Consider the following 24,772-nt stretch of genomic DNA (forward strand, 5'->3'; position numbering starts at 1 on the left):
TCGCTCAGACGGTATCATACCGGAGGTTTATGATTTTGAAGAAGAGTAAAGATAACCTGTTCTCACATCTGCGAGAGTTTTTTACCATTTTCCTACCTAAACAGGCTCGGCGCAGCTCGCATACGATCCTAGCCACGCAGCAGGTGTGGAATATGCTGCTTTCCTTCGTCTGTTGCGCAACCGGTAAGCGTGTTGAGAGCCTCACCTTTGCGGATCTTTCCCGCGAGAACGTGATGAATTTTCTGGATAAAATGCAGCAGACAAAAGGATGGACTCCGTCTACACGAAATCACCGACTAGCACGCATCCGCTCATTTTTTCGTTATGTAGCCAGCATCGAACCAACACTTGTTTTTTATCTGGAAGACCTGCGGGGTATCCCGCTGCAAAAAGATGTGAACAAGTCCTTCATGCTGGAGTATATGTCCAAGGATGCAATAACCGCTGTTCTTCGCCAACCTGACCCATCCAAGAAAATCGGGATTCGCGATTTATTCTTTTTGGTGTTAATGTATGACTCAGCTGCCCGTGACTGCGAAATGCTATCCATGCGTTTTTGTGATTTTGATCCGGTAGGAAAAGTTGTCTATTTATTAGGGAAAGGGGACAAACCGAGAAGTGTACCGATTAGCGATGGTACAATTCAGCATTTTCACAGATACGCGAAAACCTTCCATCCCCAAAAAGACGGATTTGTTCCCATGTTCTATACGATTCGGCATGGCAAAAAGGGGCAGATGTCTGATGACAACGTGGCCAGATTTGTCAGCAAATACGGAGATTCTGCAAAAGCTGAGTGCTCAGAAGTCCCTGATTGTGTTCACCCACACTTGATCAGAAAAACGCGTGCCATGCTTCTGTATCAGGCAGGAATGCCACTAGAATTGCTAGCTCAGTTTCTTGGTCATAACGATCCGATGACAACATTGATCTATGCCCGCGCAGACAACGAGATGAAGCGCAAAGCCATTGAGAGTGCATCGGTTGTGACCGGCTCAGTTAGTCCGGAAGCTGAAGAGGCTACATGGGACGGCAACGAAGAAATGATCAAGCGTCTACTTGGATTGGGCTAAAACAATATCCCGATAAATCGCTGGGGGCGTAATGAGTTGTCTTGCGTTCCCAGCATGGTTTGATAAATAATCGGAATACATCAAAAAACGGAATATGCCCTATCCTGCCAGTAGATAAGAGCTAAATATAGTATTTCCAGAAGGAATCCATTTATCTAACATTTATTAACATTTTCTAAAATTACGAGTTTAGGGACTAAACCAAATTTGACAACTCCACGATAAATCTATTCGAGGGTTCAAATCCCCAAGGCATGTCTAAAAACTCGAAATGCATCTACGGAAAACGAGCCTTCCAAAATCGCTTCGAAAGGCTCGCAAATCCGCATGGTTACTGGGCAAAACAGCCCTGCATCTAAATTGATCACACATTATGGTGGAGGCGGGGGGAATCGAACCCACCGTCCGGAAGACCGACCACAGGAGTTTCTCCGAGCGCAGGCTGCAGTTTAGGTTTCGCGCCGCGGGCGCCTACAGCCGGGCTCCCTTGGCACTATCTCGATAGATCTTGCTCAAACCCTCCGAGAATTGGGACTTGAGCCAGCCCGTTTAAATGACCCCCTGGCCCGGGCCACGGGCCCAGCGCGGGTAGAAGGTTAACAGCAATTAAGCTGCTAAGGCGTATTCGTTGTTGGCAATTATAATTTTTCCACCGTTTTGCGGGCTGATGGAAACCCCGGCTCGCTCCTCCTGCCACCGCTTCCCCCGTCGAACCCATTACGCCCCCATGTTGTTTTGGGTCATAGGCCCAAGAGTTATTGTGACAGTTAAATTTTCTAATGAAGTCTCAGCTTTTCCTTTACCGCCCGGTCTATTTCCCTCCTCGCGTCTCTTGCGGCGATGTCGTCCCTGCGGTCGTAAAGCTTCTTGCCTTTGGCCAGGGCCAGCTCGACCTTGGCCAGGCCGTCCTTGAAATAAACCTTCAGCGGGATTAAGGCCAGGCCCTTTTCCCTGGTCTTGCCCAAAAGCCGCAGGATCTCCTGCTTGTGCATCAGCAGCCTGCGGGTGCGCTTGGGCTCGTGGTTGAACCGGTTCCCCTGGTCATAAGGACTTATATGCATATTATACAGCATCAACTCGGCGTTTTCAACGCGGGCATAGCTGTCCTGCAGGTTGGCCTTGCCGGCGCGCAGGGACTTGACCTCGGTCCCGGTCAAAGCCAGGCCGGCCTCGTAAGTCTCCAGGATGAAGTATTCATGCCTGGCCTTTCGGTTTTCAGTGACAGTTTTAACAGCCATACCCGTATCTCCCGAAAAATAAACCCCTTTTCCAGCTTGTGACGCGGATAAGGGTATTACAAGACAAGACGGTTATCTCATTTGCAATTTAATTATAGCAGTGCCGTTTTTTTTGTCAAGGAGGTATAAGAATGCATATGCCCGTGGCAAGACAAAGACATAGGAATGGGGACACACCTCTCTTATCGGCAGCACTCTGAGGTCGGAGGAATGTCCCCGATTGGAATGTCCCCGACTACACCAATTATAGTTTTAACTCCGCAGCAATTCCCTGCATGGCCTCCAGCCCGAGTCCCAGAAACTCTTCCAGTGAAAGTCCCATCTCGGAGCAGGCCTTGATCGTTTCCCTGTTGGCGCCGCGGGCAAAGCTTTTTTCGTGAAAGCGGTTTATTAAAAACGGCACGTCTATGGCCGCTAATTTCTTCTCCGGGCGAATTAAGGCCCCGGCTACAATCATGCCGGTTAGAGGGTCGGTGGCGAAAAGGGCCTTGTCCATCAATGACAGGCGGGGCAGCCCGTGGCGGGAGTTATGCACTTTCACCGCATATACGATTTCTTCGGAGAGCCCAAGCTCAGCCAGCAACTCCGCACCTTCCAGGCTGTGCTTCTCTGGATCGTCCTTGGTGCGGTCGTAGTCAATGTCGTGCAGCAGCCCGGCCAGGCCCCAGACTTCCACGTCCTGGCCAAAATGTTTGGCCAGCCGGCGCATCACCGCTTCAACGGCGAGAGAGTGGTTAAATAGGTTCTTGTTGGTAAGGTTTTTCTTTAATAGTGCCAGAGCTTCTTCTCTGTTCATTCTGCGTCACCTTTCTCAGGCAAATTGCCCGGCCCGACTTTCAAAAACTTGGCCCTGGCCCGCGCGGCCAGTGAGCCGTCCGGCAGGATAATCCGGGCAGTCATTTCGATCAGCTTTCCCTTTTGGGACACCCCGCTGCTTTCCACGGTCAGCCTGACACCCACCGGGACCGGCTTGCTGTAACGGATGGTCATTTCAGCGGTCATGGTGATCAGGTTCCTGACCCACAGCCACCTGCCCATAGCTTCATCCAGCATGGTGGCGACCAGGCCGCCGTGCACCACGTCGTTCCAGCCCATATGCTCAGGGCGGGCTGTGTAGTAAGCCCTGCAGACATCCCCGTCGTCCTCAAACTCCATCTTGAGCCCGATGGGGTTGTTCGGGCTGCAGCCAAAACAGATATTAGTTTCATCTTTAAGCGGTTTGGTCAATGAAGTCACATCCTTCCGCTTTTATTATTCGGATTCTAAAAAAACTGCCGGGTTGCCCCGGCGTTTTTTGTTTTAGTGGAAAAGAACCGAGCCGATAATCAGGGAGATTGTACCGGCTACCTTGATCAGCGGGTTCATCGCCGGCCCTGAAGTATCCTTGCAGGGGTCACCCACGGTGTCACCGATAACAGCCGCCTGGTGCACCGGGTTTGGCTGCCCGTCTACCTTTTTGCCGCCCAGGTTACCCGCCTCAATCCATTTCTTGGCGTTGTCCCAGGCGCCTCCGGCGTTGGCCAGGAAAAGCGCCATCAAGACACCGGTCGCAGTCAGGCCGGCCAGGTAACCGGCCAGGGCCAGCGCGCCCAGGCCGAATCCAACGATCAGTGGCATGATTACAGCCACCAGACCAGGGAAGATCATCTTTTGAATGGCGGCGCCGGTAGCGATACTGACGCAGCGGGCGTAGTCCGGTTTTTCAGTCCCGTCCATGATTCCCTTGATTTCGCGGAACTGGCGGCGCACTTCGTTCACCATGCCGTAGGCAGCCTCACCAACCGCGCGCATGGTGGAGGAACCGATCACGAAAGGAATCGAAGCGCCGATCAGCAGTCCTACCAGGACCAGGGGGTCGTTAAGGTTGATCACCAGGTGGCCGTTAGTAAGCAGGTGCTGCAGTTTGGGGTTCCTGACCACTTCATCGGCAAAGGCCTGGAAGAGGGCCAGCGCGGTCAGGGCGGCGGAACCGATGGCAAAACCTTTGGCGATAGCGGCGGTGGTGTTACCCACAGCGTCCAGTTTATCGGTCTTTTGGCGGACTTCAGGCGGCAGCCCGGCCATTTCGGCAATCCCGCCGGCGTTGTCGGCGACAGGTCCGAAAGAGTCCATGGCCACCACGATACCGGCGGTGGAAAGCATGCCCATGGCCGCCATGGCGATACCGTAAATAGCGTGGGTGGGCTGAATCCAGCCGGCTACCCAGAAGGCGAAATAAATAGCTCCCGCGAAAAACACCATCGGCCAAAACACAGACTCCAGGCCCACCGCCAGGCCATGAATGACGTTGGTGGCCGGGCCGGTCTTGGAAGCCTCGGCGATGCGCAGGCAGGGAGGTTTGTTGTTGGCGGTGTAGTACTCGGTCAGGGCGCCGATGGCCACGTTGACGATCAGGCCGGCGAGTACGGCGAAGAATATACCCAGACCCTCGCTGCCGAAGGTCCAGCTGGCCAGTAAGTAAACGCCTATGGCTGTCATAACATTGGTCGACCACAGGCCCACATTCAGGGCCGCCTGCGGGTTGCCGCCCTCACCGGTGCGGACAAAGAAGGTGCCCAGAATGGAAGCGATAATACCGATAGCGCCTACCACCAGGGGGAAGAGCGCTCCTTTAACTCCAAAAATGGAATTGCCGATGATCATGGCGGCGATGGTTGTGGCCGCGTAAGACTCGAACAGGTCGGCGCCCATGCCGGCGGTGTCGCCCACGTTGTCGCCCACGTTGTCGGCGATGGTGGCCGGGTTGCGCGGGTCATCCTCGGGGATACCGGCCTCAACCTTGCCGACCAGGTCGGCGCCCACATCGGCGGCCTTGGTGTAGATACCGCCGCCTACCCTGGCGAAGAACGCGATGGCGCTGGCGCCGAAGGCAAAGCTGTTAATAACCACAGGGTCTTTATAAATCAGGAATAATACCGAAACTCCCAGCAGGCCGAGACCCGCCACGGAAAGGCCCATAACCGCGCCGGCGCGGAAAGATACTTTTAAAGCTTTGCCCAGGCCGAAGCTCCGGGCGGCTTCCGCGGTGCGCGCGTTGGACTTGGTAGTGCTGTTCATGCCGATGTATCCGGCAATAGCCGAGCTGATGGCGCCTACCAGGAATGATACGGCCAGGGCGCCCCCCTGCACGCGGGGGTCCAGCCTCGGCAGCACCAGGACCAGTAAAATGGCGATAATAATGGTAAACGGTATCAACGTCTTATACTGGCGGTTCAGGTAGGCCATGGCGCCTTCCTGGATCGCCTCAGATATCTCTTTCATTTTGGGCGTACCCATCGACTCTTTCAGAATAGCGGCAAAAGTCACAAGAGCAAAGAGCAGGGCTACCGCCCCAACAATTGCACCGATTGCGGCTAGTGTCATAGATTCCTGCACTGGCTTATTTCCTCCTCATCCTAAGAAACTTCTATTGAATAACAACCAAAACAAGCGCTGTCAATCCGAACAGGACAGCGACACCGATAGTGACCTTGCCTAAAAGCTCGTCCATCCCTTTTTTCTTGCCAAACAGAGTTTCGGCGCCGCCGGAAATAACTCCGGAGAGGCCGGCGCTCCTGCCGGACTGCAGAACTACGGCTGTAATCAGGCCTATCGACAGAAGTACATGAAATACGGTCAGTATAATTTTTGCTGCGCCCACCTATTTCCCTCCTCTGACTAAAATACCAAAAGACATTATATCATAATGTGAAAAATCTGTAAATCACAGGAGGTGCCTGAGATTATAGAAAGTCTTCTTCCCTTTGTACAGGGACAAACCCCCGAGTTCTTCCTCTATCCTGAGCAGCTGGTTGTATTTGGCCACCCGGTCGGTGCGGCAGGGGGCCCCCGTTTTAATTTGGCCGGCGTTAACAGCTACCACCAGGTCGGCGATAGTGGCGTCCTCAGTCTCACCGGAACGGTGCGAAACAACAGCGGTGTAGCCGGACTGCCTGGCCATTTCAATGGCGTCCAGTGTTTCGGTGATGGTGCCGATCTGGTTTAGCTTGATCAGGATCGAGTTGGCCACGCCTTCCTTAATGCCGCGGGCCAGCCGCTCCGTGTTCGTCACAAAAATATCGTCACCCACAATCTGGATCCTGCCGCCCAGGCGCTCAGTCAGCAGGCGCCAGCCATCCCAGTCGTCTTCGGCCAAACCGTCCTCAATGGATATGATGGGGTACTTGTCCACCAGCATGGTGTAGTAGTCTACCATTTCAGCGGCGCTGCGGCTGGTACCCTCGGCCTCGAAAACGTACTTGCCGCCTTTGTAAAACTCTGTGGCGGCGGGGTCTAAAGCCAGCATTACCTGCTCACCCGGCTTGTAGCCGGCGGCTGTGACAGCCTCGATGATCACTTCCAGGGCTTCCTCGTTGGAGCCGAGCATGGGGGCGAAACCACCCTCGTCACCCACGGCGGTGTTCAGGCCTTTCTTTTTCAGGACACTTTTAAGCTTGTGGTAAACCTCGGCGCCCATTCTCAGCGCTTCGGCAAAGTCGGCGGCGCCAACGGGCATGATCATGAATTCCTGGATGTCGACATTGTTGTCGGCGTGTTTGCCGCCGTTTAGAATATTCATCATCGGCACGGGCAGCACTTTGCTATTGGCCCCGCCCAGGTACTGGTAAAGTGGGAGTCCCAGCGCCGCGGCCGCGGCCTTCGCCGCCGCCATGGACACGGCCAAGGTGGCGTTCGCGCCCAGCCTGCCTTTATTGGGCGTGCCGTCGAGTTCAATCATGGCCTGGTCAATGCCCAGCTGGTCGGTGGCGTCATAGCCTTCAACTTCAGGGGCGATAATGGAGTTGACGTTTTCAACAGCTTTTAACACGCCCTTGCCATTGTAGCGGTTTTCATCGTTATCTCTTAATTCCACCGCTTCATAAGCGCCGGTCGACGCTCCGGAGGGGACAGCGGCCCTGCCCATAGTCCCGTCTTCCAAATAAACCTCGACCTCGACAGTCGGGTTGCCGCGCGAGTCCAGGATTTCCCGGGCAATTACTTCATCAATAATGGTAGACATAAGGTATCACTCCTTCTAAGTTATGGACAGGCGCCTCAAGGCCCATCCCTTACTTTTAGTTTTCCAGTTTCTAAAAAAACAAGTCGTAAACTTTAAGGGGTAGGCATCAACCAATCCTCTTTTGTTGAAGACCCGTAGAAATTCATAATATACCTACGGCCAATAGCCTACGCCCTACGACTCGTTATAGCCTACGTCCTATGACTCAATCAGTGTATCTCCCGTCATCTCCGGCGGTTTGGCTATGCCCAACAGCTGCAGCATGGTCGGCGCTATATCCCTGAGGCAGCCGTCCCGCAAGCGGATGCCGGCTGTGTCGCGTTTGACTAAGATAAAGGGCACGGGGTTGGTAGTGTGGGCGGTGTGGGGATGGCCCTCTTTGTCCTTCATCTCGTCGGCATTGCCGTGGTCGGCCGTAATCAGAAGCGTGCCGTCACGCTCAAGCACGGCGGCGGCCACCTTCCCCAGACAGCTGTCTATTGTGTTTAAAGCTTTGACCGTGGCTTCCATGTCTCCGGTGTGCCCTACCATATCAGGGTTGGCGTAATTCATAATGATTACCCCGTGCCGTCCGGCCTCCAACTGCTCTAGAAACTTTTCGGTGATTTCGTTCGCGCTCATTTCAGGCTTCTGGTCATAGGTGGCTACTTTAGGTGAGGGTATCAGGATCCTTTCTTCCAGCGGGTTCGGCTCCTCCACGCCCCCATTAAAAAAAAACGTAACGTGGGCGTATTTTTCTGTTTCCGCCAGCCTCAGCTGGCTGATTCCGTTTTTGCTGAGAACCTCCCCCAGCGTGTTGTTTAATGACTGCGGCTTAAAAGCGACAGGCGCGTCAATACTTTTATCGTAAAGGGTCATGCAGGTGAAATGAACACCGGGAAAACCTTTCTTCCTGGTAAAACCGCTAAAATTGTGGTCGACGAAAGCCCTGGTTATCTCCCTGGCCCGGTCAGGTCTGAAGTTAAAAAAAATAACTGAGTCGCCGCTGCGGATATTGCCGACGGCCATGCCGTCGTGGTGTATGATCACTGTCGGCTGGATAAATTCGTCGGTCTCGCTTCTCGCGTAGCCCCGGTCAATCGCCTCAGCCGTGGTTTCGGTATGGAAGCCCTCGCCGCAGGTCATAGCGTTAAAGGCTCTCTCCACCCGGTCCCAGCGGCGGTCCCTGTCCATGGCGAAGTAGCGGCCCATAATGGTGGCTGCGGCCCCAAAGCCCAGTTCGCTGAATTTTTTTTCCAAAGGTTCAGTATATTCTTTGGCGTTGGCAGGCGGCACGTCGCGCCCGTCCAGAAACGCGTGCACAAAAACTTTGCGCATGTTCTCCTTTGCCGCCAGGGCTAACAGGGCGTACAGGTGGTTGATATGGCTGTGCACCCCTCCGTCGGACAGCAGGCCCATTAAATGCAGAGCCCCGCCGCTTTCCCTGGCGCGGTTTACCGCGTCCAGCAAAACTTCGTTTTTAAAAAAGCTCCCGTCTTTGACCGCCCGGGTGATCCTGGTAAGGTCCTGGTAGACCACCCGGCCGGCCCCAATATTAAGGTGCCCTACCTCCGAGTTGCCCATTTGCCCTTCCGGCAGCCCAACCTCCTCGCCTGAACAGGTAAGCAGGCTGTGCGGGTAACCGGCCAGGATTTTTTTGTAATTCGGCAAGTCAGCCCTGGCTATAGCGTTGCCCTCCGGACTGGGATTCACACCCCAGCCGTCTAGGATCAGCAAAACCAGGGTCTTTCCATTTACTGTCAAAACCTTACCTCCAAATTCGGTAGTCGGTTGTCGGTAGTCAGTAGTCGGAAAAAATAATTTTACTGACTACCGACTACTCACTACTCACTACTGCTCTTATAATTCCTGTGAAGCTTGCGGCTTCCAGGCTGGCGCCGCCTACCAGGGCGCCGTCGATATCGGGCTTGGCCATCAGCCCCGCGGCGTTTTCCGGCTTGACGCTGCCGCCGTACTGGATGCGTACGCGCCCGGCGGCGCTGTCCCCGTATAGTCCAGCTACGATGCCCCGGATAAAGCTGATCACCTGCTGGGCATCCTCGTCTGAGGCGGTTTTACCTGTCCCGATAGCCCAGACCGGCTCATAAGCTATGACCATGCCGGCCACCTGCTCGCCGGTTAGAGCGGCCAGCCCCGCCTCAGTCTGGGTCCGCACAACTTTTTCAGTAACACCTGCTTCTCTTTCAGCGAGTGTTTCGCCCACACACATGATCGGGGTGAGGCCCTGGGCAAAAACCGCTTTCACCTTGCGGTTGACGTTTTCATCGGTCTCGCCGAAGTACTGCCTCCGCTCCGAATGGCCTATGATCACGTAACGGCAGCCGGCGTCCCGCAGCATTACCGGCGATATTTCCCCGGTATAGGCGCCCTTGTCCTCCCAGTGCACATTCTGCGCTCCGACCGCTATGTCCGTGCCTCTTAAAGCTTCAACCACGGGAGCCAGGGCGGTAAAAGGAGGACACACAGCCACCTCGACTCCGTCACAGCCGGCTGCCGCCTCTTTTATCTCCTGTACCAGGGCAAGAGCTTCCGCTATGGTTTTATGCATTTTCCAGTTTCCCGCAATGATGGGCCTGCGCGACATATACTCACCCCCCGTATTAGCCGTGAGTCGTGAGACGTGGGCCGTGGGTATATCCTGTATTCCTACCGGGTCTTAAAAGAATTTATATCTTATGGTGACAGTTACAGTATGTATGGCTCTTAGAATTCCCGAGAGGAATGCCTAAATCCCACTTCTCACTTCCCATTTCCCACGTCTCATTTATCCATAAGCGCTTCTACGCCGGGCAGTTTTCTTCCCTCTAAGAATTCCAGGGAAGCGCCGCCGCCGGTGGACATATGGGTTATCTTACCGGCTACGCCCGCTTTTATGACAGCGGCGACCGAATCACCGCCGCCTACAATAGTGGCGCCTTTGCTCTCGGCCATGGCATCGGCTATCGCCTCAGTCCCTTTGGCGAAAGGAGCCATTTCAAAAACTCCCATGGGGCCGTTCCAAACAATGGTGCTGGCTGTTTTGAGAGCTTCAGTAAACAGAGCTACCGTGTCGGCTCCAATATCAAGAGCCATCCACTCAGGCGGAATCCGGTCCACGGGGACATTCTTCTGCTCAGCATCAGGCGCGGCCACAGGCGCTATCACCACATCCACGGGCAGGAGCAGCCTGACCCCCTTGCTTTTTGCTTCACTGATCATACTCTTGGCCAGATCCACTTTGCTGATATCCACCAGGGATTTGCCGACGTCATATCCCTGCGCCTTCAGGAATGTATTAGACATTCCGCCGCCGATAATCATGGTGTCCACTTTATCAAGCAGGTTCGCAATAACCGCTATCTTATCCGTCACCTTGGCGCCGCCGAGGATGGCGACAAAAGGATGCTCGGGGTGGGTAAGCAGCCTGCCCAGTATGTCCAGTTCCTTTTCCATTAAAAAGCCTGCCACCGCAGGTAAGAACTCAGCCACACCGTCAGTTGAAGCATGAGCCCGGTGCGCCGCGCCGAAAGCGTCATTAACATAAATATCAGCCAGATCCGCAAGCTGCCTGGCAAATTTCTCATCGTTTTTCTCTTCTTCCGGGTGGAAGCGCACATTTTCCAGCAGTATGACGTCGCCGGCCTGCATTTTTTCTATTGTTGCCCGCACCTCATCACCGACACAGTCACCAAGCTTGACCACTTCTTTGCCAAGAAGTTCCGAAAGGCGTCTGGCCACTGGATCCATCCTGTATTTTTCATCCACTTGCCCCTTGGGCCGCCCGAGGTGGGAAATGAGAATTATCTTTGCTTTCTGCTCAATGAGATAATTGATGGTGGGCAGCGCCGTGACGATCCGGTTATCCTCGGTCACCTGGCCGTTATCCAGCGGGATGTTAAAATCTACTCTTACCAGGACCCGCTTGCCTGACACATCAATGTCCCTAATAGTTTTTTTGGCCATGTGTATGACACCTCCTTTCCAATATCCCTGCAAAGCGCTGTAAAACATGCCAGTTCAGCCGGTATCGCCGGCTGGCCGGTGTGTCTGATCCACTCCCGGCCTCACCGGCCCTGACGTAAACTGTCTTTATCTTACAGCGCTTTATTAGGTAAAATTAATATAACCAAATTTTTTTTATATAAGCATACGCTGCATATGATGCCGGCCGGCAGTTTATGCTTCCTTCGCGGCCATATAGGTCAGCAGGTCCAGGACCCGCTCCGAGTAACCCCATTCATTGTCATACCAGGCAATAACTTTGGCCATATTCCCTTCAATAACCATGGTGGACAGGGCGTCAATTATAGCTGAGTGGGAGTTGCCTTTGAAATCAACTGATACAAGAGGAAGCTCACAGTAATCCAGAATACCTTTAAGATAACCATTGGCAGCTTCCTTAAGAGCGTTGTTTATCTCTTCCACAGTTGCAGGCTTTGCCAGTTCAGCCACAAAGTCGACCACTGAAACGGTCGGGACCGGTACCCGCATCGAAAAACCGTTAATCTTGCCCTTCAACTCGGGTAAAACCAGCGCTACCGCCTTGGCCGCCCCTGTCGTGGTGGGAATGATGGACATGTCAACGGCCCTGCCCCTTCTTAAATCCCGGTGGGGCATGTCGAGCAGCTGCTGGTCATTAGTATAGGCATGGACAGTGGTCATCAATCCCTTCACTATGCCAAAACTGTCGTTGATCACTTTGGCCACCGGCGCCAGACAGTTAGTTGTACAGGAAGCGTTGGAAACCACATGGTGCACCGCCGGGTCGTATTTCTCCTCGTTGACCCCCATGACCACCGTCAGGCACTCTCCGCCTTTGGCCGGACCGCTCAGGACAACTTTCCTGGCGCCTGCCTTAATATGTTTTTCCGCTTCGGCAGGGTTGTTCAGCTTCCCTGTCGACTCCACTACATAGTCAACGCCAAGCTCTTTCCACGGCAGGCGTTCCGGGTCTGCTTCAGCAAAAATCTTTATTTCACGCCCGTTCACAAAAATAGCGCCTTCTTTAGCCCCGATATCCCCGTCAAAAATACCGTAGATGGAGTCATACTTGAGCATGTGCGCGACTGAGTGAGCGTAGGTATCTGTTACCGGGATCCTCCTGGACTTGTGATTGACAGCCACTACTTCAAGGTCAGAGCGATTCAGGGCACACCTTAAAACATCATGGCCAATCCTTCCCAATCCATTTATACCAATCCTATACCCCATTTGAACAAATCGCTCCCTTCATTAGTATACCTTTTTAGCCACATTTTATGAAAATAGTACACTCTATATTCTCCGCCCGTGTAAAAAGATCCTTCCGTTAATTACACTTTGGGGGAGAAATTATGGGGTACAAGCTTTACGCCCGTACCCCATAATTTTCTTTAACCAGCTTAAATCCGGCGACACTAAAGGCTCCTGAAAAACTTGCAGCCTCAAAAAAAATACAAAGAATTTTCAAAATTCTTGCCAGGGCTTTGGTGTCAATCTGCACATTACAAAGTCAATTCAACAACAATGCAGTAATTATCAGTAAAGGCTCTAATATCTTTTTCTTTTTCCTATACAGGGTATGCCCAGTTCATCACGGTACTTGGCGACGGTGCGCCTGGAAATACTAATCCCCTTCTGTTTAAAAATTTCTGATATCTTCTGGTCGTTCAGAGGAATCCTGCTGTCTTCCCCGGCAACGATTTCCTGCAGCATTTTCTTGATGCACTCGGATGATGTGGTGGTTCCGGCCGCATTGTTCAGTCCCGTTGAGAAGAAATATTTCATTTCAAAAACACCCTGCGGGGTCTGGATATATTTGTTGGAAGTAGCCCTGCTGATGGTAGATTCATGCAGGCCAACTTTCTCCGCCACCATCTTCAAATTCAGCGGCTTTAAATATTTGATGCCGTGGTCCAGAAAGTCCCGCTGCATTTCAACAAGACAGTTAGCCACCTTGTATAAAGTGAGGCGCCTTTGTTCTATGCTGCGGATCAGCCAGGCCGCCGCGTTAAGCTTGCTTTCCACAAAGCGGCGGGTGTCAACGTCATAGTTTTTATCTTTGGTAAGCACTGAGCGGTATGTGGAGTTGATCATGATCCTGGGAATGTACACGTCATTAATCAGGATCACGTACTCCCCGCTTACTTTTTCCAGGACTATATCAGGAACAATGTAGCGGTTTTCGTTGGGGCTTGAGAAATTGCGCCCGGGTTTGGGATCCAGGGTTTTGAGGATATCCGTCGCAAGTTGGACTTCCTTAACTGTCACGCCCAGCTCATGGGCGATCTTGCTTAATTTTCCCTTGGCCAGGTCTTCCAGGTGCCCTTCTATCAACCTTTTCACATTGTCATTCTTAATTCCCAATAATTTATACTGGATCAGGAGGCATTCTTCCAGGTTTCTGGCGCCCACACCCGCCGGGTCGAAACTCTGGATCAGACGCAGTACCCGGTCCACATCGTCAGCGTCAGCTTTCAGCTGTGACGCCACTTCCTCCAGAGAAACCCGCAGGTAGCCCTTTTCATCTATGTTGCCGATTAAATATTCACCAATACGCATGTCGTTGATCGTGCAAGTACACAAATATAACTGGGACAGCAGGTACTCGGAAAGGGTCGGCGCCTTGGATACAAAATTCTCATAGCTGTACTCAGGCTGCTCCCACTGCTTTTCCTGGCGGGCGAAACCCAGATCGCTGCTGTCCTGGAAATACTCTTCCCAGTCCAGGTCGTATTCCCGTTTTTGCTCCTCACCTTCAACCGGCTTTTCTTTGGCGGCAAGCTCCGACCCTTTATCTGCTTCTTCCTCCCTTAATTCAAGGAGAGGGTTTTCCTGGAACTGCTCTTCTATATACATGGAAAGGTCAAGCGCGGAAAGCTGCAGCACAGTAATTGCCTGCCGCAGTTCGGGGGTCATGATTAACTTTTGTGTCTGCTCAATATTCAGTCCGTAACCCACTCGCACCTGATTCACCCCTTGAGAAAAAAAGAACTTCCTGACTTAATTTATTATATTCTCTGATAACAGGGCTTTTTCCTGCCTCGAGATCAATAATATCAAGCAATTATCTCATTTCTTATAGAAAAAAGGGCCCTGTTTTTTTAAGAGGGCTGCCTGGCTGTCACAATCCTTTGACGCATGGCCAGGCTGCCGGTAATCAAGAATGACAGCGCCAGTGCCGCGGCAACAGCTAAAAATTCCTGCCCCTGGGCAAAAAGGTAAGGGTGCAGCCCGGCCACATAGTCCATAAAGTCGTTCAAAAGCATCCATATGCCTGTAACAGTGACAGTTGTGCGGTCAAGCTGCAGGTTCTTTAAAAAGATGCCGCCCTCAACCGCCATGCCCAGGTGGGAAAACCAGAGCGCCAGCTCGACAATACCTACCGGCCCGCCCATGCCCCAGTACTGGGTAATGATCACCATAGCCCAGATACCATACTTAATGGCCGCGGTAAAGGCCACCGTTTGAAAAAGGCGTTTTAGAGCGGTATCCCCGCGCATGAGCAGCGCCAGGGTGACCAGCGTGCTGGCAAGGGGGCTGTCCGGCACAAAAAGCCAGTTATAAAAGGGTGTTGCCGCCAGCTGTTCGTGGTACCAGTAGTACCCGAACCCGGAACCCAGGGCGTTGATAACCACCAGAGGCACAGTAAAGCGGGCCTGCCAGGGGTCACGCCAAAAATCCCGCCAGAGCTTTATCAGTATCAAGTCCTCTTTCCTTTCCCTTAAACTGAGACAAAGGGACGGTTCTCCTGTCTCAAAAAGTAGCAGCTTTGCCACACTTCTTACAAACTAATTGTAGGTCCGGATTTATCCGGACTTATTGTGACCTTAGTCGGTTAAAATTGCACCTACGATTTCAGTCGTCGGTCGTCAGACGTCGGACGTCGGAATATTTTGCATTCCTTCTGGGTCTTGGACCACTAAGGCTTTCTTTCATTCTCACGGCCCACGGCCCACGTTTCACATCTCACTTCTCACGTCTCACTCTCGCGGGGACGCCGGCGGCCAGCGCTCCGGGCGGGATATCCCTGTTGACCAGGGAGCCGGCGCCTACCACCGCTCCGTCCCCTATGCTGACGCCCGGCAGGATTGTGGCATTTGAGCCGATCAGCACGTTGGCGCCTATCTCCACAGGCCCTTTATGGTACTCCCGCACCAGGAACTCGTGGGTAAGGATAGTGGCGTTATAACCGATAATACTGTTGTCACCAATCGAGATTAAACCGGGGAAAAAAATATCAAACATGGCCATCAATCCTACGGAGGCGCTTTTGCCAATCTTTACACCAATAAGCCGCAGCAAAAAATTTTTCAGGCCGAAAAAGGGCAGGTAGCGGCACAGGGTAATAACCAGGAAATTAAAGGCCACCCTGGGGAGGCCCACAATCTGAAAGGAGTAACGCATCGCGTTATTTGCACCGGGAGAAGGAAATACTTCAAGCTTTCTCATAACTTGCCGCCCCTTATTTTTTCAGCAAGCTCTTCTATCCGGCGCAGGCGGTGATTGACACATGATTTGCCAACCGGCGGCTGCATCAGGCTGCCCAGCTCCTTGAGGCAGGCGTCCGGGTACTTGAGCCTGACCTCCGCGGTTTCCTTCAGGGAGTCCGGCATATTGTCCAGCCCCAGCGTATCTCTAATCAATTCTATGTTTTCAATCTGGCGCACAGCAGCGTTCACCGTTTTGTTCAGGTTGGCCGTTTCACAGTTGACCAGGCGGTTGACCCTGTTGCGCATACCTTTATAGATCCTGGCGTTTTCAAAGTTCAACAGGGCCGAATGGGCGCCTATTATATTTAAAAAACTGATGATATGCTCGCTCTCTTTCAGGTAGATGACACTGCAGTTTTTGCGCCGGCTGGTCCTGGCGTCCAGGCTGAACCTGTTCATCAGCCTGGTGACAACCTCAGCGAACTTTTCGCTGCCGGTGACTATCTCCAGGTGGTAAGTCCCTTCCGGGCTGTTAACCGAGCCTCCGCCCAGAAACACACCCCTCAGGTAAGAACGGCGGCAGCAATCACGGCGCAGCATGGCAGAGGGAGGTATCTCCTTGAGCCGGCCTGTCCCGTCCAGCATGCCCAGCCGCTGCAGGATCTCGCTCATCCCCTGCTGAGGGGGAAAGCGCACCAGGTAGACATTGTTCTTTTTCAGACGGTTCTTTCTCTGTACCAGTACTTCGGTTTGCAGGCCGAAGAGGTTTTTAACCAGGGAAAAAATCTTCCGTGCCACAGCGGCGTTTTCAGTTATAATGTTCAACGACAGCTGCCGCCCGCCGCTAAGCTGGATACTGCCATCCATTTTGACCAGGGCAGCCAGCTCGGCCAGGCGGCAGCAGGAACGCTGGCCGACCACCCGCGCCAGTTCACTTTTTGTTACCGCCGAAAAGGACAAACAGTTTCCTCTCCTCTTTTGGCAATATTATACCACAAAAAACGCGGGGAAACCCCCGCCGCATACTACCCTAAAATAATGCTGTTTATATATGTAGGTGCGACTTCAGTCGCACAATGCCCCATTGGCTCCAACCACACCCACGTCCGGCTCTAACGCGCCTTGTTCGATTGAAATCGAACCAACAATTTCAGACCAGCTGAAAGATTGGCCGGTTATACTCATGATTGAGAGATTTCCCTGTCAGGCTCCTCTTCTTTATGATTGCTCAAATAGCTTACCTTTTCATACTGCATTTTTACTGAAAAAATCAGGCGCAAAATAGTCCTGGCCAGCTTGTCGGAGTGGTGGCGCACTACCTCGGTCCGGTAGACCAGGTCTTCACACACCGCCTGGATCCCCAGTTTTTCCACCTCAGCCAGGTCGGCCGCCACCGGCTCCGCCCCTTCCTGGCGGTAACGGGCGCGCAGTCTGGGCGGTACCTGACCGGTGTTGAGCACCACGTAATCCAGAAACTTTCCGGCGTGGGCAATAATTGCCTGCAGGTGGGAAGACGCGGTGTATCCCCCGGTTTCACCCGGTTGAGTCATCACATTGCACACATAAATCTTAATAGCCTGCGTCTTGGCCAGAGCCTCAGGGATTCCTTTTATTAAAAGGTTGGCAATAATGCTGGTATAAAGGCTGCCGGGCCCAAGCACGACCGCGTCCGCCTCCCTGATCGCCGACAGCGCCTCAGCCGTGGGCAGGCAGCGGGAAGGCTTCAGAAACACCTTTTTAATTCTGCCTGTAGTGTGGGATATTTTGGACTCTCCCTGCACCACCCTGCCGTCGGCCAGCTCGGCATAAAGAGTAACATTAGAGAGAGTGGCCGGCAGCACCTGGCCGCGCACAGCCAGAACTTTACTCAAACCGCGTATGGCCTGATCAAACCCGCCGGTTGTGTCGGTCAAAGCTGCCAGCAGCAGGTTGCCGATGCTGTGCCCCGCCAGTTCGCCAGTTGAAAAGCGATACTGCAGCAGCTCTTCCATCAGCGGCTCCTTGTCAGCCAGCGCCACCAGGCAGTTTCTGATGTCCCCGGGCGGCAGAATGCCGAGTTCACCTCTTAGGCGGCCGGAACTTCCTCCGTCATCGGCTACTGTAACAATGGCGGTAAGATTGCTGGTATACTCCTTGAGGCCGCGCAGGAGAACTGAAAGCCCCGTGCCGCCGCCGATAACCACAATTTTCGGCCCGCGTTTGAGGCTGTGCCTGGCGTAAATCACCTCGGCCATCCTGCCCTCCTGCTCGGGCGCCAGCGCGCCGGCAATGGAGTGGAACGCCCGTAAAATACCGACAGCCATCACGGCTAAACCTGAAATAATAATTGCCACACCGGCTATATGGTTATATTCTTCACCCAGTAAGGCGTACTCCAAACGGTGGATGGAACGGGCGAAATCCCCCAGAAACCTGCCTTCCATCAAAAGGTCTACTCCAATCACTGCCAGCAGTAAGCCTGCCAGCGTCAGCAGCAGCCAGCGTTTTACCTTCATCCCCGGATAAAGCCATTTGAGCAGGATCATTTTTTCAGCTCCTGTACTCTTTAAATGTTTTTAACCGCGATCCTATACCCTGCTGATATCTCTGTGCCGGACCGTGATCCGGTAATTCTTTTCACTAAGAATATCCCTCAGCCGGTTAGCCAGGGCGACAGAGCGGTGCATGCCTCCCGTGCAGCCGATGGCAATCATTAAGGTTGTTTTACCTTCTTTAATGTATTCCGGAATGAGAAACTCCACAAAGTCAGCAAACTTGGCCATGAATTTTTCTGTTGTTTCCGATTTGAAGACAAAGTCCCGCACCACAGGATCGTTGCCGGTAAAGGCGCGCAGTTCAGCCTGGTAATACGGGTTGGGCAGGAACCTGACGTCAATAACCAGGTCGGAATCAAGCGGTATGCCGTATTTATAGCCAAATGAAATCAAGGTTATGTGCAGTCCGGCAGGGGCGGCGCTGTCAGCAAAGATAGCTGATATTTCTTCCTTGAGTTCTTTAACGGTCATACCTGAGGTGTCGATAACCTTGTGCGCTCCTCCTCTGAGTTCCCGCAGCAAATTACGCTCTTCCCGGATCACGTCCAGTACTTCCCCGTGTGAACTGAGCGGGTGGCGCCTCCTGGACTCCTTGAACCGCCTCACCAGGGTTTCGTCGGAGGCCTCCAGGAAAAGTATCTCGTACCTGATGCCATTTGCGTCGAGTTCCGCCAGCACTTCGAAGAGCGTGTTGAAAAACTCCCCGCCCCTGATATCAACTACCAATGCCATTTTATTAATTTTACTGGCCGCTTGTGCGCAGAGTTCGGCAAATTTGGGAATCAACGCGGGGGGAAGGTTGTCCACGCAAAAAAAGCCCAGGTCTTCCAGGCTGCGCAGGGCCTGAGTCTTGCCGGCGCCGGACAGGCCGGTGACAATAACAAGCTTCGGTGTTGGCGTGATCAAAATAGATACCCCCCCCCAATAAGATGTGGGACGTGGGACGTAAGACGTGGGAAAAAGATTAACTATATGGCAATCTTTTCACTTAGGCGAAAGATTTGTTTCCCTAGAATATCATACTCTTTATAAATGTCCCACTTCTCACGGCCCAAGTCCCACGTCTCAATGTACAGCGTTGATGATCATTTCCGCGGGGAACCGCAGCCTCTCCACCAGGGCTATACCGGAGGCAAGGTCCCCCACCGTCTCAGGGTAATGGGCGTCGCTGTTAATGGCCAGCCTGGCCCCCCTGTACGCGGCGGCGCGGACGATTTCTTCTTTATTATAATGGTGCCCGGTATTAACTTCAAGGGCGGTTTCCCTCCCGGCGCAGGCCCTGGCAAGTTCGTCGGGATCCGCGGGCAGCATCAGGTCCGGGTGGCTGATAATGTCGACCCGGTAGCTGTAAACCGTGCCAAGAAGAGCCTTGGTATTGGCATTGCGCATTTTGGCCCGGGCGCTCCTGCTCAGCTTGGCCGCCAGGTTGGGCAGGGTGTAACACAGGGCGTCGCCAAGCCTGTCCGGTACATAATAAGGGTGCAGGCCCGCGAGCAACAGGTCAAGCTGTCCTATGATTTCTTCAGGCAGGTCCAGGCGGCCGTCGCTGCTGATGACAGCCGCCTCGGCGCCCACCAGCGCCCTTACTTCCGGAAAACTGTCAGCCAGCCCGGCTACTTCTTCCTTAATAGTCAGGAAGGTTTCCGGCCCGGCCACGCCGATGCCGATACCCCTGGGCCCGTGGTCGGTTATGGCCACCGCCGCCAGCCCCCGGCCGGCGGCCGCCCGGATGTTTTCGGCCGGGGTGCCCCGGCCGTCGCTGTATGTAGTATGGGTATGGTAGTCTGCGAATAGTTTCAAAGTTTTTGCAGCTCCTGCTTGAGATAATCGATCACTTTAACCGGCCCGGGGTCGATGCCGTAAAGCGCGGCCAGGTACACACTCGTGTAGTCGCCGGTGTAGATCAGGGAAAAAAGCCTGGACAGGGCGTTGTCGCCGGAAGACCAGACTTCCGTGTACCCGTCGACTACATCCTTGATTACTCCTTTGGTAATTTCCATGCGTTTTTGCACCTGGGGATGATCCTGCCCGTCCCTGAGTATAATCACGTGTATCCTTTTCAGAATCTCCGCCGGCAGCTGGAAGCCGACAATTTCATTATGGTTCAGCTCGGGGAAAACGTTCCAGTAGGCCGGCACCTTGGCGTTCTCGTTAATCTGCCCCTTCCACCTCTGCGCCACGACCTCGGTAGTGCCGGTAGAACCCCAGATTACAGGTATTTTTTGATGGAGCTTGCAGGCAATCTGTTTGGCCGGGTTTTCCGCCATGGGGGACTGGGCGCCGAGCTTCGTATGCAGTTCCCTGACAAAACCGGCCATCGCCATTATTTCGCCGTCCAAACCGGGCAAAAAACCCAGCCGCTGCAGGATTTTCAGCGCGGGGATAAATAAAAAGCCGGTTGCCGCCCGCGGCGCGTAGCCGGACGGTACCTTCACCAGGGGCACGCCGTCCCGCAAGGCCATCTCGCCTAGTTTTCCGCCGGTGGAAATGACAATGACGGAAGCCCCCCTGGCCTGTGCCTGCTCGTAAGCGCTCAGGGTTTCCTCAGTATTGCCGGAATAGCTGATGGCAAAAACCAGTGTGTCAGGCCCGACAAATTCAGGCACGGTATAATCCCTGTTTACAATTACAGGTATGGAAATCTTGTCGGCGGCGTATACCCTGAGCAGGTCTCCCCCGATGGCCGAGCCGCCGAGCCCGGTAACCAGGATATTGGAGATGGCTTCAATTTCGGGCAGTTTAACCTGTTCACTCAAATTGCCGCAAGCCTCCGAACACTGCAGCGGCAGACCGTCCAGCGCCGCCAGCATACCCTTCGAGTCAATCCTGCACAGTCCCTCAACATTGTTTAAATCAAACTGCTGGTTAATGATTTTTGCCTCCTTCCAGTTCCTTTATTTTTTTCCGCCCCGGGGGCTGAATTTCCAGCACATCTTCCACATAAGCCCGCAACACCTCAGCCACTCCCCAGGCCTGGGCGATACACCCCCGCGGGAAAGCCGGCTCGTCACCGTCAAATATCTCGGAAATATACCCTACCCCGTGGTCACGCAGCTGGCTGCGGAAGGGGGCAACAAACAGCCGGGCCTGGGTGAGGCTGTCCGCGCTGTAGTTGTGCGCCCGCCGGTAGGCGGTAATAAAAGGTCCAATCAGCCAGCTCCAGGCGGTGCCCTGGTGGTAAGCGCCGTCACGCCTCAGCCGGTCGCCCCTGTAAACCCCCTGGTAGGAAGGGTCCCACGGTGACAGGCTGCGGATACCGTAGGTAACATAAAGCTCCCGCCAGACTTTTCGCACCACCAGTACTGCCTGCTCCCGGCTAAGCATGCTGTACGGCAGGCTTGCCGCCAGCAGCTGGTTTGGCCTGACACTGCTGTCCGCGCCTGCCGGAGTCACCACATCATAAAGATAACCGCCGCTTTCGTCCCAAAACTCCTGCTGAAAACTAGCTTTGATTTTATCCGGCAGGTCCGCGTAAAGAGCATCCCGCCCCAAAAGGACCGACAGCAGGTTAAACACCCGGATCGCGTTATACCAGAGGGCGTTTATCTCCACAGCCTTGCCGTGCCTGGGGGTCACCACCCAGTCATCCACCTTGGCGTCCATCCAGGTCAGCTGCACACACGGGGACCCGGCGCTGAGAAGTCCGTCCTGATCCATTACTATGTCGTAGTCAGTGCCTTTCATGTACCAGTCGATAATTTCTTTTACTGTGTCATAGAGATTATGCCGGACAAATTCCAGGTCTGCGGTATAAACCAGGTATTTGTAGACTGCGTTGACAAACCAGAGTGAGGCGTCGACGGTATTGAAAACCGGGTCAGCCAGCCCGTCAAAAAAAGCGTTGGGCAGCAGCCCCTTTTGACAATGGCCGGCGAATGTGTCCAGGATTTCGCGCGCTTCCTGGAAACGCCCGGTCACCAGAGTCAGCCCCGGCAAGGCAATCATGGCGTCCCGCCCCCAGTCGGCAAACCAGGGATAACCGGCTATCACAGTTTTTTTGCCGGTGGAGCGCCGCTGCACGATAAACGCGTCCGCTGCCCGCACTAAGCCGCGGGCAAGGTGATCCCTGTAGCCCGCCTTAGTTACAAGTTCCTTGAGCCGGTTTTTTTCAGCCCGCAGCAGCTCTTCCCCGTCCAGGCCGCCGGTTTCGGCAGTGGAGGCAACCACTGTGATAGTTTTGCTTTCCCCCGCCGCAAACGGAATTTTAAAAACACCTGGCAGGTAGAGGTCCTCGTAAGGGTTTTCCCCCCGCTCCCGCTCCGCCGCGTAAAACATGCCGTTAAACCACTTGCCGTCGGCTATGTATTCACCAGCGTCACAAGTGAGCAGCAGGGAAGGCATGTCTTCCCTGCTTGCCAGCATGACCCCGCCCTTTACTTTACTCTGGGTAAAATTAATTTCTCCCGCACTGGTCATAAAGTGGTGGCCGCGGCAGTTAACCATGGGGGTCAGGGTCAGCAAGCCGGGTTCGGCCCCGTTGAGCACCCGGTACAGAACAACGCTGGTGTTCTGGCCGTGCACCATGAAAACTGTCTTTTCCAGAAAAATATCTCCAAAACTATAGGTAAAGGTAGGAATAGGGTTGATCGCAACCTGCTGCAGGTGGACAAATCCAAGTTCCGAAAAACCTGACTTGTGCTCATTGGCTGCTAAATTATAGGTGCAGTCACCGGCCGTAAACCGTTCGTCAAGCTTACTGAGCAGGACCATCCGCCAGCCGGGCGGATTGAGGGCCGCGGTCAGCAGGGCGTGGTACTTGCGGGTGTTGGCGTTGATAATGGTGCCTGAGGCATAGCCGCCGATGCCGTTGGTCACCAGCCACTCTTTTTGAGCGCCCTGCTCAAAGGTGCGCCAGTCATTCTTACCAAAAAAATACACCGCCTGCCCCCTCCCCCCGTTTGAGACAAGGGGACGGTTCTCTTGTCTCATTTTAACGGTCTCTTTTAAAACTACCTGTAATTTAGGGATGAGCTCCCCACTTGTTATTATGACTAATGATAGTTTTGCTTAAACTCCCGGGAATAATTCCGCAATTTACCCTCTGCATCAGAATCTCACAGGGCCTGTAATTACAGGCCTAAAGAAGTATCTGAAACTGCAGGTGTGTCTTAATTCAAAAAAAATGTTCAGTTGAATCTAAACTGCAATTTTGGTCGTGGGACGTGGGTCGTGAGACGTGAGAATGAAAGATTGCCTTAAGGGTCCAAGACCTCGGGGTAATACATAATACCCGACGACTAAACTGGTGCAAATTTATTCGCCACAACTGGTAGTCCCGGCAGGAATGCAGGATATACCCACGACCCACGTCTCACGTCTCACGACCCAATTAGCACAAACTTCTCCAGCGCCTCCACCACACCGTCGCCATAAGAGGCGGACGTCACGTAGTCAGCCTTTTCCTTGATCTCGTCCCTGGCGTTGGCCACCACCACACCCAGACCGGCGTACTCCAGCATATCCAGGTCGTTGTAGCTGTCGCCCAGCGCCATAACTTCCTCCCTTTGCACCCCGAAATAATCCGCCAGGAAAGCCAGCGCCTGTCCTTTAGTGGCCTGCGTGTGGGAAAATTCAAGAAAATGAGGCTTCGATTTGCTTATATGAGCCCGGCCCCGGTAAAGCGGAATCAGTTCGGCGGCAAGCTGGTCAATCAAAGGTTCCTTCGCTATAGCCAGGATTTTCGTAGGATCGCGGTCAAGGTAATGCAGCAAGTCACCTACCACTTCCGCTTGCACTCCCGATATGGACACATACCGGCGGCTTTCGGGGGTTTCACGCTCAACCAGCAGCCGGTCGTCCAGGTAGCCGTTGATGGGATAGCCCAATTGGTGAACCCTGGCGATCAGTTCCCTGGCGCAGTCCAGGGGCAGCGGGCGGTACACCAGCACCTCCCCCGACAGGGAATTCTTCACCAGCGCCCCCTGGTAAGTGATCAGTGGAATTTCAATACCCAACTCCCCGGCAATGCGCGCCGCGGACCTGTACATGCGCCCGGTGGAGACTGTTATATGCACTCCCTTGGCACGCACCGCCTTCACCGCTTCTTTGACCCGGCCGGTAATACTCAGGTCCTCGGCAAGCAGCGTGTCGTCCAGATCCACCGCGACCAGTTTGTATTTTCCCCGCATATTTCCTCCTGTTAGGTTTATCTCATTTCAACTTGTGGATTTTATACAGATTATACCACATAAATAAAATATAAGAAATCTCAGCAAAATCGCTTGTCTATTCCCAGGGAAGGACGGTAAGGCCGGTGGGATGACATCGCCTCAATAACGTCGGCCACGGCCAGAATTCTGGCTTCTAAAAAAATATCATTTCCTGACAGGCCCATCCGGTCGTTTACCCCTTGTCATTATGTGGCGAATTGATTTTTGTTGAGTCTGTCAGCATGTTAAAACGCTTAAAAAAAATCTCATTTTCACTTTCTGTCAGTGCTTCGCCAAGTAACCTCTTCTCCAATATCTCACCTGGTATAGTAACACAGCCAATCTGCGAGAGCATTGCCGCCAGCTCAATTTCCCATGTTTTTCCAGAC

The 24,772-nt window shown here is 53.6% G+C and carries 22 protein-coding genes and 1 other RNA gene; 1 reads left to right on the forward strand and 22 read right to left on the reverse strand.

All coding sequences use genetic code 11. The features are described 5' to 3' along the window. Positions 1-35 precede the first annotated feature (35 nt). Positions 36-1,073 carry a tyrosine-type recombinase/integrase gene (locus Pmgp_RS12950; protein ID WP_243119841.1) on the forward strand — a complete coding sequence of 346 codons (1,038 nt, stop codon included), beginning with the start codon at positions 36-38 and terminating at the stop codon, positions 1,071-1,073. 374 nt (positions 1,074-1,447) lie between these two features. Here the strand turns inward: Pmgp_RS12950 and ssrA are convergent. The 22 genes from ssrA to Pmgp_RS20595 form a co-directional block, all read right to left on the reverse strand. Further along, positions 1,448-1,800: a transfer-messenger RNA gene (gene ssrA, locus Pmgp_RS12955) on the reverse strand. A 49-nt stretch (positions 1,801-1,849) separates the two neighbouring features. After that, complete coding sequence (smpB, locus tag Pmgp_RS12960) at positions 1,850-2,311, reverse strand: SsrA-binding protein SmpB (protein ID WP_134214409.1); 462 nt, start codon at positions 2,309-2,311, stop codon at positions 1,850-1,852. A 244-nt stretch (positions 2,312-2,555) separates the two neighbouring features. Beyond that, entirely contained in the window at positions 2,556-3,107 is a 552-nt protein-coding gene (locus Pmgp_RS12965; protein WP_134214410.1) for an HDIG domain-containing metalloprotein, read from the reverse strand. Continuing rightward, the gene (locus Pmgp_RS12970) at positions 3,104-3,538 is read right to left on the reverse strand and encodes a PaaI family thioesterase (RefSeq protein WP_134214411.1); all 435 of its coding nucleotides are present in this window, start codon (positions 3,536-3,538) and stop codon (positions 3,104-3,106) included. Before Pmgp_RS12970 ends, Pmgp_RS12965 begins: the two co-directional genes overlap by 4 nt. Positions 3,539-3,610: 72 nt before the next feature. Continuing rightward, a complete protein-coding gene (locus tag Pmgp_RS12975) occupies positions 3,611-5,674 on the reverse strand; it encodes a sodium-translocating pyrophosphatase (protein WP_134214437.1) in 2,064 nt (687 codons plus the stop codon). Between the two features lie 43 nt (positions 5,675-5,717). After that, entirely contained in the window at positions 5,718-5,951 is a 234-nt protein-coding gene (gene secG / locus Pmgp_RS12980) for a preprotein translocase subunit SecG (protein ID WP_134214412.1), read from the reverse strand. 63 nt (positions 5,952-6,014) lie between these two features. Next, positions 6,015-7,310 carry a phosphopyruvate hydratase gene (gene eno / locus Pmgp_RS12985; protein WP_134214413.1) on the reverse strand — a complete coding sequence of 432 codons (1,296 nt, stop codon included), beginning with the start codon at positions 7,308-7,310 and terminating at the stop codon, positions 6,015-6,017. Positions 7,311-7,508: 198 nt separating this feature from the next. After that, the gene (gene gpmI, locus Pmgp_RS12990; RefSeq protein ID WP_134214414.1) at positions 7,509-9,053 is read right to left on the reverse strand and encodes a 2,3-bisphosphoglycerate-independent phosphoglycerate mutase; all 1,545 of its coding nucleotides are present in this window, start codon (positions 9,051-9,053) and stop codon (positions 7,509-7,511) included. A 73-nt stretch (positions 9,054-9,126) separates the two neighbouring features. Next, positions 9,127-9,894: a triose-phosphate isomerase gene (gene tpiA / locus Pmgp_RS12995; RefSeq protein WP_134214415.1), complete on the reverse strand. Its 768-nt coding sequence runs from the start codon at positions 9,892-9,894 to the stop codon at positions 9,127-9,129. Positions 9,895-10,070: 176 nt separating this feature from the next. Further along, the gene (locus Pmgp_RS13000; RefSeq protein WP_134214416.1) at positions 10,071-11,252 is read right to left on the reverse strand and encodes a phosphoglycerate kinase; all 1,182 of its coding nucleotides are present in this window, start codon (positions 11,250-11,252) and stop codon (positions 10,071-10,073) included. 213 nt (positions 11,253-11,465) lie between these two features. Continuing rightward, positions 11,466-12,500 carry a type I glyceraldehyde-3-phosphate dehydrogenase gene (gene gap, locus Pmgp_RS13005; RefSeq protein ID WP_134214417.1) on the reverse strand — a complete coding sequence of 345 codons (1,035 nt, stop codon included), beginning with the start codon at positions 12,498-12,500 and terminating at the stop codon, positions 11,466-11,468. Positions 12,501-12,818: 318 nt separating this feature from the next. Beyond that, entirely contained in the window at positions 12,819-14,234 is a 1,416-nt protein-coding gene (gene rpoN / locus Pmgp_RS13010; RefSeq protein WP_134214438.1) for an RNA polymerase factor sigma-54, read from the reverse strand. A 137-nt stretch (positions 14,235-14,371) separates the two neighbouring features. After that, on the reverse strand, positions 14,372-14,974 hold the full coding sequence (locus Pmgp_RS13015; protein ID WP_134214439.1) for a DUF1405 domain-containing protein: 603 nt from the start codon (positions 14,972-14,974) through the stop codon (positions 14,372-14,374). A 262-nt stretch (positions 14,975-15,236) separates the two neighbouring features. Next, positions 15,237-15,719 carry an acyltransferase gene (locus Pmgp_RS13020; protein WP_134214418.1) on the reverse strand — a complete coding sequence of 161 codons (483 nt, stop codon included), beginning with the start codon at positions 15,717-15,719 and terminating at the stop codon, positions 15,237-15,239. Further along, positions 15,716-16,660 (reverse strand): DNA-binding protein WhiA, encoded by a 945-nt coding sequence (whiA, locus tag Pmgp_RS13025; protein WP_134214419.1) that lies wholly within the window; start codon positions 16,658-16,660, stop codon positions 15,716-15,718. The genes Pmgp_RS13020 and whiA overlap by 4 nt, the downstream gene beginning before the upstream one ends. Before the next feature lie 221 nt (positions 16,661-16,881). Beyond that, the gene (locus Pmgp_RS13030) at positions 16,882-18,225 is read right to left on the reverse strand and encodes a gluconeogenesis factor YvcK family protein (RefSeq protein ID WP_134214420.1); all 1,344 of its coding nucleotides are present in this window, start codon (positions 18,223-18,225) and stop codon (positions 16,882-16,884) included. A gap of 42 nt (positions 18,226-18,267) precedes the next feature. Continuing rightward, positions 18,268-19,140 (reverse strand): RNase adapter RapZ, encoded by an 873-nt coding sequence (gene rapZ, locus Pmgp_RS13035; protein WP_243119842.1) that lies wholly within the window; start codon positions 19,138-19,140, stop codon positions 18,268-18,270. A gap of 159 nt (positions 19,141-19,299) precedes the next feature. Continuing rightward, entirely contained in the window at positions 19,300-20,034 is a 735-nt protein-coding gene (locus Pmgp_RS13040) for a PHP domain-containing protein (RefSeq protein WP_134214421.1), read from the reverse strand. Beyond that, on the reverse strand, positions 20,031-21,107 hold the full coding sequence (locus tag Pmgp_RS13045) for a bifunctional phosphoglucose/phosphomannose isomerase (protein ID WP_345789149.1): 1,077 nt from the start codon (positions 21,105-21,107) through the stop codon (positions 20,031-20,033). The genes Pmgp_RS13040 and Pmgp_RS13045 overlap by 4 nt, the downstream gene beginning before the upstream one ends. Next, the gene (locus Pmgp_RS13050; protein ID WP_243119843.1) at positions 21,100-23,112 is read right to left on the reverse strand and encodes an amylo-alpha-1,6-glucosidase; all 2,013 of its coding nucleotides are present in this window, start codon (positions 23,110-23,112) and stop codon (positions 21,100-21,102) included. The genes Pmgp_RS13045 and Pmgp_RS13050 overlap by 8 nt, the downstream gene beginning before the upstream one ends. 440 nt (positions 23,113-23,552) lie before the next feature. Then, positions 23,553-24,362, reverse strand: coding sequence for a Cof-type HAD-IIB family hydrolase (locus Pmgp_RS13055; RefSeq protein WP_134214424.1), 810 nt, complete (start codon positions 24,360-24,362; stop codon positions 23,553-23,555). Between the two features lie 80 nt (positions 24,363-24,442). Further along, positions 24,443-24,568: an HD domain-containing phosphohydrolase gene (locus tag Pmgp_RS20595; protein WP_282432905.1), complete on the reverse strand. Its 126-nt coding sequence runs from the start codon at positions 24,566-24,568 to the stop codon at positions 24,443-24,445. Positions 24,569-24,772: the final 204 nt, after the last annotated feature.

The organism is Pelotomaculum propionicicum (assembly GCF_004369225.1).
GTDB lineage: Bacteria > Bacillota > Desulfotomaculia > Desulfotomaculales > Pelotomaculaceae > Pelotomaculum_B > Pelotomaculum_B propionicicum.